Origin of the sequence: Roseateles sp., assembly GCF_039929605.1 — a bacterium.
Classification (GTDB): Bacteria; Pseudomonadota; Gammaproteobacteria; order Burkholderiales; family Burkholderiaceae_C; genus Pelomonas.
Genome location: NZ_JBDSQX010000025.1, coordinates 1 through 7,219, shown reverse-complemented (window position 1 = coordinate 7,219; position 7,219 = coordinate 1). Strand labels below are relative to the sequence as shown.

At 65.9% G+C, this 7,219-nt stretch carries 11 protein-coding genes and 1 riboswitch; of the genes, 5 read left to right on the top strand and 6 right to left on the bottom strand.

Annotation, left to right across the window (positions count from 1 at the left end; translation table 11 throughout):
* The 3 genes from ABIS05_RS04050 to ABIS05_RS04040 form a co-directional block, all read right to left on the bottom strand.
* Positions 1–792: tRNA-dihydrouridine synthase (locus tag ABIS05_RS04050; protein WP_348012505.1), on the bottom strand; the 792-nt coding region annotated here is incomplete at its 3' end.
* Positions 793–806: 14 nt separating this feature from the next.
* Positions 807–1,304: a YgjP-like metallopeptidase domain-containing protein gene (locus tag ABIS05_RS04045; RefSeq protein WP_348012504.1), complete on the bottom strand. Its 498-nt coding sequence runs from the start codon at positions 1,302–1,304 to the stop codon at positions 807–809.
* A gap of 52 nt (positions 1,305–1,356) precedes the next feature.
* The gene (locus ABIS05_RS04040) at positions 1,357–1,845 is read right to left on the bottom strand and encodes a 6,7-dimethyl-8-ribityllumazine synthase (RefSeq protein ID WP_348012503.1); all 489 of its coding nucleotides are present in this window, start codon (positions 1,843–1,845) and stop codon (positions 1,357–1,359) included.
* Positions 1,846–1,932: 87 nt separating this feature from the next.
* Positions 1,933–2,082: riboswitch (FMN riboswitch) on the bottom strand.
* Positions 2,083–2,137: 55 nt separating this feature from the next.
* Here ABIS05_RS04040 and ABIS05_RS04035 point away from each other — a divergent pair.
* The 3 genes from ABIS05_RS04035 to ABIS05_RS04025 are packed head-to-tail and all read left to right on the top strand — an operon-like array spanning position 2,138 to position 3,274.
* Entirely contained in the window at positions 2,138–2,413 is a 276-nt protein-coding gene (locus ABIS05_RS04035) for a 2Fe-2S iron-sulfur cluster-binding protein (protein WP_348012502.1), read from the top strand.
* A gap of 22 nt (positions 2,414–2,435) precedes the next feature.
* Positions 2,436–3,026 carry a 1-acyl-sn-glycerol-3-phosphate acyltransferase gene (locus ABIS05_RS04030; RefSeq protein WP_348012501.1) on the top strand — a complete coding sequence of 197 codons (591 nt, stop codon included), beginning with the start codon at positions 2,436–2,438 and terminating at the stop codon, positions 3,024–3,026.
* Positions 3,023–3,274 carry a VF530 family protein gene (locus ABIS05_RS04025; RefSeq protein ID WP_348012500.1) on the top strand — a complete coding sequence of 84 codons (252 nt, stop codon included), beginning with the start codon at positions 3,023–3,025 and terminating at the stop codon, positions 3,272–3,274. The genes ABIS05_RS04030 and ABIS05_RS04025 overlap by 4 nt, the downstream gene beginning before the upstream one ends.
* A gap of 120 nt (positions 3,275–3,394) precedes the next feature.
* Here ABIS05_RS04025 and minE read toward each other — a convergent pair whose 3' ends face one another.
* From minE to minC, 3 genes are read right to left on the bottom strand one after another with little or no spacing between them, the layout of a single operon-like run.
* Complete coding sequence (minE, locus tag ABIS05_RS04020; RefSeq protein ID WP_348012499.1) at positions 3,395–3,670, bottom strand: cell division topological specificity factor MinE; 276 nt, start codon at positions 3,668–3,670, stop codon at positions 3,395–3,397.
* A 13-nt stretch (positions 3,671–3,683) separates the two neighbouring features.
* Entirely contained in the window at positions 3,684–4,499 is an 816-nt protein-coding gene (minD, locus tag ABIS05_RS04015; RefSeq protein ID WP_348012498.1) for a septum site-determining protein MinD, read from the bottom strand.
* A gap of 35 nt (positions 4,500–4,534) precedes the next feature.
* Positions 4,535–5,383, bottom strand: coding sequence for a septum site-determining protein MinC (minC, locus tag ABIS05_RS04010; RefSeq protein WP_348012497.1), 849 nt, complete (start codon positions 5,381–5,383; stop codon positions 4,535–4,537).
* Positions 5,384–5,986: 603 nt separating this feature from the next.
* On the opposite strand from minC, the gene ABIS05_RS04005 reads away from it, so the two are divergent.
* Positions 5,987–6,169: a hypothetical protein gene (locus ABIS05_RS04005; RefSeq protein WP_348012496.1), complete on the top strand. Its 183-nt coding sequence runs from the start codon at positions 5,987–5,989 to the stop codon at positions 6,167–6,169.
* Positions 6,170–6,213: 44 nt separating this feature from the next.
* The coding region (gene metG / locus ABIS05_RS04000; protein WP_348012495.1) for a methionine--tRNA ligase at positions 6,214–7,219 on the top strand (1,006 nt) is incomplete at its 3' end.

The window sequence follows — 7,219 nt, the reverse complement described above, 5'->3', positions numbered from 1 at the left end:
AGCCGGTGCGCAGGAGATCGTCGTCCACGCCCGCACCAAGTCAAAGAAATCCGTCATCAGCCGCATGACCTGACCCCAGGCCATCGGTGCTGCGCCCGGCGCGCTGATGGCCAAAGCCAGGCCGGGGTTGGCCACCATGCCGCGGCCCAACATCAAATCGGTGCAGCCCGATTGCGCGCGGCAATTGTCGGCATCCGCCGCCGTCCAAATCTCGCCATTGGCGACAACAGGCACGGCCACCGCCGCGCGCACCTCGGCGATGCGATCCCAATAGGCCGGCGGCTTGTAGCCATCGGCCTTGGTGCGGGCGTGGACGACGATCTCCTGCGCACCGGCTGCGTGGATGGCGCGGGCGACGTCCAGCGTCTTGCTGTCGTCCATGAAGCCCAGCCGCATCTTGGCCGACACCATCACGTCGGCCGGCACCGCGCGGCGCACGGCGGCGACGATCTCGTGGATGAGCTCCGGCTCGTCCAAGAGCACAGCGCCGCCGCGATGGCGGTTCACGCACTTGGCCGGGCAGCCGAAATTGAGGTCGATGCCCTCGGGCTTCAGCTCGGCCAGGCGGCCCGCGTTCTCGGCCAGGCAGGTCACGTCGGAGCCCAGCAGCTGCGGGTGCACCGGCACGCCGGCCGGGGTGCGGCCACCGTTGTTCAGCTCGGGCACGATGCGCGTGAAGACGCGGTTAGGCAGCAACTGGTCGGTCACGCGGATGAACTCGGACACGCAGCGGTCCACGCCGCCGACACGGGTCAGCACATCGCGCAGGATGTGGTCGAGCAGGCCCTCCATGGGCGCGAGCAGGATCACTTGGGTGAGTCCTCAAGGCTCATCAGATACAGCCGCAAATCGAACTCCAGCTGGAAGTAGTCCGGTTCCATGTGCTGGCAGAGCTTGTAGAAGGGCTTGTTGTGCTCCAGCTCGCGCAGGTGGGCCAGCTCGTGCACGACGATCATGCGCAGCAGCGCGGCCGGGGCGTCCTTGAACAAGGTCGCGACGCGGATCTCGCGGCGCATCTTCAACTTGCTGCCCTGCACCTGCGTGCGGCGCGTGTGCGTGCCGAGGGCGTGCTGCAGCACACGCAGCTTGGCGTCGTAGTTGACCGAGTTCAGCGGCTCGGCGTTGCGCAGGTGGCGGGCCTTGAAGGCCTGCACGTAGGCGAACAGCGCCGAGTCGCTGCGCACCTCATGGCGCTCGGGCAAACGGCGGGCCAAGTGGTCAGCCAGGCGGCCCTCCACACGCAGCGCTTCAGCTTGCGCAATCAGTTCGGGCGGATAGCCGGCAAGGTAGCGGGCGGCGAGCATGCAGTAGGGAAGGAAGGCGCAGCGCAGGGGGTGTGCTGCGCGGGGCGCTAGGTCAGTCGGCCAGCGCGGTGATCTGGTCCAGGCTCGCTATTGTCGCGAGGCAGGCGCGTGCTACTTCAACGCCCTTGGTGGAGAAGTGCTCGGCAAAGAAACGCGTGTGCTCGCCATGCTCATGGAAGTGATGCGGCGTCAGCACAGCAGAGAACACCGGCACGTCGGTGTCGATCTGCACCTGCATCAACGCGTTGATGACGGCCTGGGCGACGAAGTCGTGCCGGTAGATGCCGCCATCGACGACGAGGCCGCAGGCGATGACGGCGTCGAAGCGGCCCGTGCGTGCCAGGCGGCGCGCATGCAGCGGGATCTCGAAGGCGCCGGGCACTTCCAGCTGGGTGATGTGCTCTGCCGGGAGTCGACATCGGTCGAACTCATGGCGGATGGCCGACACGGCAACGCCGACGATGTCCTTGTGCCAGCTGGCGGCCACGATGGCCACACGCGGCAGGCGGGGCAGGTTGAAGGTGGGGAGGGGCTGATTCATGGTGTCCTCTTGAAAGACGGCTTTTCCAGAATCAGGGCAAGCGCACGCAGCAGCGGCGCGCCCATTCAATGCGGGCACGCCGACGCTACGCGATCTCTTTCATCCGGACTGTGACCGTCGGCCCTGGCATCGCACCAGGTCTGCTGACCCTTCGCCGCGCAGCGGTGAAGGCGCTCGCGGGCTCGTGCTTGCGCACATACCGCCGGTGGGGAATTCCGCCCCGCCCTGAGAACGCTGCCGACCTTGCGAGTCGGCGGCCGCATGCTACCGAGGTGGCGGCATGATGCCGGTCATGTCCGAGACATTCCTTGTGACGCTTCTGCCCACGGGCCAGACCTTCAGTGCCACGGCCGACCAGCCCCTGCTGCTGGCCGGCCTAGCCGCCGGCATCGCCCTGCCATGGTCCTGCCGCAACGGCACCTGCCGCAGCTGCATCTCCCGCCTGGTCGCCGGCCGCGTCGAGCACCGCATCCCCTGGCCCGGCCTGTCCGCCGAGGAAAAGACGGACGGTTTCATCCTGCCCTGCGTGGCCGAGCCGCGCAGCGACGTGACGCTCGGGAGGTCTTAGGCGACCCGGATAATTCGGCCGCATGCACCGCACCATCTTCACGACCCCCGGCATCAGCACGCTGTGGCGGGGCATCTCGGTCGCCTGGCTCAGAGCGGCCGGCTGGACGGTGCAGGGCGAGCTGCCGGCCGAAGCGCGCAAGAGCGTGCTCATCGCCGCGCCGCACACCAGCAACTGGGACCTGCCGTACACGCTGTTCGCGTCGTTCGCGCTGCGCCTGACGCCCTACTGGATCGGCAAGTCTTCGATCTTCCGGTTCCCGTTCGGCGGCCTGATGCGCTGGCTGGGCGGCATCCCGGTGGACCGCGGCACCTCCAGCAACCTGGTGGCGGCGTCAGCCGAGGCCTTGAAGGCCGCCGACGGCCCAGTGCAGCTCATCGTGCCGCCCGAGGGCACGCGCAGCAAGACCATCTACTGGAAGACCGGCTTCTACTGGATCGCCGTGACCGCCGAGCTGCCCATCGTCATGGCCTACATGGATTACCCACGCAAGCTCGTGGGCCTCGGGCCACTGTTCAGGCCCAGCGGCGACATCGAGGCCGACATGATCGAGATCAAGCGCTACTACGCCCAGTTCAAGGGCAAGAACTCAGACCAGTTCACGCACGAATGAACACGACCCCAACATCGAAAGACCCGCTACACGGCCTCACGCTCGAAGCCATCGTGACCGCGCTGGTCGAGCATTTCGGCTGGGCCGAACTGGGCCAGCAGATCGCCATCAAATGCTTCCAGGTCGACCCGAGCGTGTCGTCAAGCCTGAAGTTCCTGCGCAAGACGCCGTGGGCGCGCGCCAAGGTGGAGAGCCTCTACCTCTTCATGCGCCGCGAGCAAGCCCGTGCCGCAAAACCGCAGAGTTAGCGTCCCGCATTCGGGCCGAGCGCCGGGCCGCTCCCAAGCCGGCCCGTCAGGCGATGTGCGAGCGGCTCAATGCCGCAAGCGTCGCCGTCCCCTCGGGGGACCGACCAGCCTCGCCGGCGTTCAGCGCGGCGAGGCTGGGCGAGGGGTTTCAGGTAATTCGATCTTGACTTCGAGCACATCGAAGTCGCCCTGGCGCTCCATGTGCACCTTGATGTCGTCCGGGTTGATCGACACGTATTTGCTGATCACCGCCACCAGCTCGCGCTGCAACTGCGGCAGGTAGTCGGGGCTGGAGCTGCGGCCATTGCGCTCGTGCGCAAGGATGAGCTGCAGCCGCTCCTTGGCAACGCTGGCTGTGTTCTTCTTCTCACCGAGGAAAAAGTTCAGGAATCCCATGGTGCGGCCTCCCTCACTTGCCGCCGAAGACGCGCTTGAACCAGCTCGGCTTCACGGCCTCGGTGAAGCGCATTGGCTTGTCTTCGCCCAGAAAACGCGCCACGACGTCCTTGTAGGCCTCGGCCACGTCGGTCTCGGCCAGGTGGATGGCCGGCGTGCCCTGGTTGGACGCCTGCAGCACGCTCTCGCTCTCGGGGATGACGCCGATCAGCGGCGTGCGCAGGATGTCGTGGATGTCGCCCAGGCTCAGCATCTGGCCGCCCTCAACGCGGTTCGGGTTGTAGCGCGTGATGAGCAGGTGTTCCTTGATCGGCTCGCCGCCCTCGATGGCGCGCTTGGTCTTGCTGCTCAGCATGCCGAGGATGCGGTCCGAGTCGCGCACCGAGGAGACCTCGGGGTTGGTCACCACCAGCGCCTCGTCGGCGTAGTGCATGGCCATCAACGCCCCGGTCTCGATGCCGGCCGGCGAGTCGCAGACGATGTAGTCGAACTCCATCGCCTTCAACTCGTTGAGCACGCGCTCCACGCCTTCCTGCTTCAGCGCATCCTTGTCGCGCGTTTGGGACGCGGCGAGGATGTAGAGCTTGTCGAGCTGCTTGTCCTTGATCAGCGCCTGGCTCAGCTTGATCTCGTCGTTGACGACGTTGATCAGGTCATACACCACGCGGCGCTCCACGCCCATGATCAGGTCGAGGTTGCGCAGGCCGACGTCGAAGTCGATGACGCAGGTCTTGAGGCCGCGCATCGCGAGGCCGGTGGCGAAGCTCGCGCTGGTGGTGGTCTTGCCGACCCCGCCCTTGCCGGAGGTGACGACGACGATCTTGGTCATCTGAGCTTTCCTGTTGGTTCAGTTCAATCGGGTGTTCAGAGGCCGAGCGGCTGCATCAGCAGCTTCTCGCCATCGAGAAAGACCTGGGCCGGCTTGCCCGCCACATCGGTCGGCAGCGGGTTCTCGGCGGTGCGGTAGATGCCGGCAATCGACAGCAGTTCCGCCTCCAGGCTGTGGGCGTAGATGCGCGCCGACGTGTCGCCGCGCGCACCGGCAATCGCCTTGCCGCGCAGCGGCGCGTAGACATGCACGCTGCCGTCGGCGATGACCTCGGCGCCGTGGTTCACGAGGGCCAGCACGACGAGATCGCCGCCCTTGGCGTAGATGCGCTGGCCGGAGCGCAGCGGCTTGTCGACGATCATCGTCGGCACGGGCGCGGCGGGCTTTTCGATGATCTTCTCGACGATGCGCTCGACCACGACCTCGCGCACCACCTCGCGAACAGTGGTCGCCGGTGCCGTGCGTTCCGCAGCGGGCTCGTCGGCCGCGTCGGCCAGACCCAGCTCATGCGCCAGCGCCAGCTCCTCAGGCGTAGCGCCGGCCACGGCCACCGGCTGCAGCTGGCTCGCGCGCAGCAACTCGACGATGGCGCGCAGGTCGACGGGTGCGGGGCCGTCCAGCGCCAACGGCGCCTGGCCTTCCTTCGCCACCGCTGCCGCCGGTGCACGTGGCACGCCGCTCAGGTCGATGACAACAGGTTCATGCTCAAAACCGCCCTGGCCGGCACGCTCGGCCCAATCGGCGGCGATGTCGGCCACGTCGGCGCTGTGCAGCACCAGGCCCAGCAGGCTGAAGCGGCGCGACTTCAATTCGAAGGTGCCGGCACGTGGGCCTGCCTTGCGCCCGCCGCTCTCTCGCGCCAAATCCGCCTTCGTGTCGCCCATGTGCGCGCTGCTGCCCCGTGCAAAAGGGCGCGAGTTTAGCCGCCGCTCGCGACGATGCTTCTTCGGCACTGCCCCGACGCAGCGCAACAGGGCGCCTCAAAAACGGGCAGTGCAAGCCAGGCGTGGCCGATCAAGCACTTAGCTGCGCTGCCGCCATTCGCCCCACAGACTTGTCCACAGTTCCCGGGGACAAGCGACATCGAGTTGTCATCCAGAACCGTGACATCGGGCGACCGCAGCTTGACTTATCCCCACTTCCGCCACGAGTCAAGCCTTTTGGACCCTGAGTCCCCCTAGCCTGCCGGCCTCGCCGAGGGCAGCGCTAAGTTGTTGATTCATATGAACGCTTCCAGCTGCTCAAAAATACGGCAACCTAAGCGGAGCCGCATCGCACAAGGGCTTGGAGGCGATAGAGGCGAGTTCTCCACAAAGTTTTCCACAGACTCGGTGGATAGCTTTTAGAAGTATTACGAATCAGTGACTTAGCCCACTTCCTTGAGGCGGCTCGTAGCTTTCGTTGCCAAGTGACGTTGAGTGCCGTCCAGGGCAGCGGGTTACATTGGCCGCTGCCCGCGCGTGCGGGCGCTCCCAGGAGAAACGCACTTGGCCTCACCCAACTACAGCTATGAGAAACGCCAGCGCGAGCTGGCCAAGAAGCGCAAGGCCGAGGACAAGCGCCAGCGCAAGCTGAGTGGCAAGCCTGACGAAGAAGGCGCGCCGGAAGACGCACCGGCCGATGGCGAGGCCGCCCCCGCCCCCGCCGACCCCGCCGCACCGCAAACCTAAAATCTCCGGTTTTCCTGTTCAGTTCCTGCCGCCTCAGCGCCCCCATGTCTCGTCAGCCCCGTCAGCTCTTCGTCACCACCGCCCTGCCCTATGCGAACGCCGGTTTCCACATCGGCCACATCATGGAGTACACCCAGGCCGACATCTGGGTACGATTCCAGCGCATGGCAGGCTCGCAGGTGCACTTCGTCTGCGCGGATGACGCCCACGGCGCGCCGATCATGATCGCGGCCGAAAAGGCCGGAAAAACACCGCAAGATTTCGTCGCCGGCATCGCGGCCGGCCGCCAGCAATACCTCGACGGCTTTCACATCAAGTTCGACAACTGGCACTCGACCGACGGGCCCGAGAACCACGAGCTGTCCAAGGCCGTCTACCTCGCGCTGCGCCGCAACGAGCTGATCACGACCAAGACCATCGAGCAGTTCTTCGACCCCGAGAAGTCGATGTTCCTGCCGGATCGCTTCATCAAGGGCGAGTGCCCCAAGTGCGGGGCCAAGGACCAGTACGGTGACACCTGCGAGGTCTGCAGCGCCGTCTACGCGCCCACCGAGCTGAAGGATCCCTACTCCGTGCTGTCCGGCGCCACGCCGGTACTGAAGACCAGCGAGCACTATTTCTTCAAGCTCAGTGACCCGCGCTGCGTCGAGTTCCTGACCCAGTGGACCCAGGAGCCCGGCCGCCTGCAGACCGAAGTGCTCAACAAGATCCGCGAATGGTTCGAGCCCGACGAGGAGGGCAACAACCGCCTCAGCGACTGGGACATCAGCCGCGACGCACCCTATTTCGGCATCGAGATTCCGGACGCGCCGGGCAAGTATTTCTACGTCTGGCTGGATGCGCCCGTCGGCTACCTCGCGTCGCTGAAGAACTACTTCGGCAAAACGGGTCAGGATTTCGATGCCTTCATGGCTGATGACACGGTGGAGCAGATCCACTTCATCGGCAAGGACATCACCTACTTCCACACGCTGTTCTGGCCGGCGATGCTGCACTTCAGCGGCCGCAAGACGCCCAACCACGTCTTCGTGCACGGCTTCATGACCGTCA

Bases quoted from the DNA above. Each gene is read 5' to 3' on its own strand.
- ABIS05_RS04045 (WP_348012504.1), bottom strand. From the start codon at position 1,304: ATGCTCGCCGCCCGCTACCTTGCCGGCTATCCGCCCGAACTGATTGCG.
- ABIS05_RS04040 (WP_348012503.1), bottom strand. From the start codon at position 1,845: ATGAATCAGCCCCTCCCCACCTTCAACCTGCCCCGCCTGCCGCGTGTG.
- ABIS05_RS04035 (WP_348012502.1), top strand. From the start codon at position 2,138: ATGTCCGAGACATTCCTTGTGACGCTTCTGCCCACGGGCCAGACCTTC.
- ABIS05_RS04030 (WP_348012501.1), top strand. From the start codon at position 2,436: ATGCACCGCACCATCTTCACGACCCCCGGCATCAGCACGCTGTGGCGG.
- ABIS05_RS04025 (WP_348012500.1), top strand. From the start codon at position 3,023: ATGAACACGACCCCAACATCGAAAGACCCGCTACACGGCCTCACGCTC.
- minE (WP_348012499.1), bottom strand. From the start codon at position 3,670: ATGGGATTCCTGAACTTTTTCCTCGGTGAGAAGAAGAACACAGCCAGC.
- minD (WP_348012498.1), bottom strand. From the start codon at position 4,499: ATGACCAAGATCGTCGTCGTCACCTCCGGCAAGGGCGGGGTCGGCAAG.
- minC (WP_348012497.1), bottom strand. From the start codon at position 5,383: ATGGGCGACACGAAGGCGGATTTGGCGCGAGAGAGCGGCGGGCGCAAG.